This is a genomic window from Psychrobacter sp. GW64-MNA-CIBAN-0177 (assembly GCF_040309585.1).
Classification (GTDB): domain Bacteria; phylum Pseudomonadota; class Gammaproteobacteria; order Pseudomonadales; family Moraxellaceae; genus Psychrobacter; species Psychrobacter okhotskensis.
In genome coordinates, this window is the sequence record NZ_JBEOOY010000629.1 from 1 (window position 1) to 234 (window position 234).

At 55.6% G+C, this 234-nt stretch carries 1 protein-coding gene; it reads right to left on the minus strand.

Features of this window, described 5'->3' with window-relative positions:
- The coding region (gene tssD, locus AAEY79_RS16480) for a type VI secretion system tube protein TssD (RefSeq protein ID WP_352289874.1) at nt 1-234 on the minus strand (234 nt) is incomplete at both ends.

Below are 234 nucleotides of genomic sequence, written 5' to 3' on the forward strand. Positions count from 1 at the left end.
GGTGAGGATTTATCGAAAACCTTGCTGATCATCAGCGGTTTATGCACGCGCTGACCGGTCGGCTGGCCCGACTGCGGGTCGCGGGGAATGATTACCTGATGAGCAAACGCCTGCACCAGAATCTGGTCCTCATGGCCTTCCTGATAAATGTTGCCTACCGAGTCCTGGGTAAATGTGCCTGCCGTAATCAAACCTTGTTTGACACCGGTGATGGAGAGGTACGCGGGTGTGGGC